This is a genomic window from Salinicoccus jeotgali, assembly GCF_039538805.1.
Classification (GTDB): domain Bacteria; phylum Bacillota; class Bacilli; order Staphylococcales; family Salinicoccaceae; genus Salinicoccus; species Salinicoccus jeotgali.
Map to the genome: position 1 here is coordinate 1 of NZ_BAABCK010000032.1, position 887 is coordinate 887.

Sequence of the window (887 nt, forward strand, 5' to 3'; positions counted from 1 at the left end):
CTTTTCAAGAGCTGCATGGGGAAATTATGTTATTGTAATGACTTTTTTTATTTTATTTGTTAATAGTAAATACATAAACAAATTAAAATTAATTATAATCTTGATTGCTATTTTAGTCCCTTTTCTGAATTATTTAATAAATAATACAGAAGCTGGAGAACTATTTAATCGTAGAACTTCTCTTCAAACATACGACGAAGATCGTTTTAGCGAACAACAAAAAGCAATAGATTACTTAGAATTATATCCTCTAGGCTTTGGTCCTGGGCAGTCAGAAGAGTTTTTAAAACAATCCACACACAGTTTATATATCAGAGTATTTACTGAAAATGGGTTTATTGGTGGTCTTATCATTATATTATTTTTAATTACCACGCTCCTACGGAGTCTTGTAATAAGTAGACAAGCACCAGAAAAATATAGAGAATTTTATAAATTAGTAACGATATGTATTATTGGGATAATTTTTAATAGTTTTTTTGTAGACACTCTGCATTGGAGGCATTTATGGTTTCTCTTAGCGATTCCATGGATGAATATTAAAAATAAAGGATGAAATCATATGAAAATTATTCAATTCATTACCCATATGAATGAACGTGGTGGTGCGCAAAATCATGTGTTAGAACTATCTAAGGCAATGCATCAAGAGGGCCATGAAGTGATTGTTATGAGTTCTGGTAATTCTGAAATTGTTACTCAACTTGAAAAAGAAGGGATTCAGTATGTACCGATTTCTTCTTTAATAACCCCCATTAATATAATTAAAGACATTTCTTCTTTGTATAAAATAAGAAAAAAAATTAGAGTGTTAGCTCCTGATTTGGTTGCAATACATTCTTCAAAAGCAGGTATTTTAGGAAGAATAGCTGCTTATTCTTTAAATA

The 887-nt window shown here is 29.7% G+C and carries 2 protein-coding genes; both read left to right on the forward strand.

The window, feature by feature from the left end; genetic code table 11:
* On the forward strand, window positions 1-556 hold a 556-nt coding region (locus tag ABD734_RS07725), incomplete at its 5' end, for an O-antigen ligase family protein (protein WP_344703110.1).
* A 6-nt stretch (window positions 557-562) separates the two neighbouring features.
* Window positions 563-887, forward strand: a 325-nt coding sequence (locus ABD734_RS07730) for a glycosyltransferase (RefSeq protein ID WP_344703112.1), incomplete at its 3' end; no start/stop codon positions are given.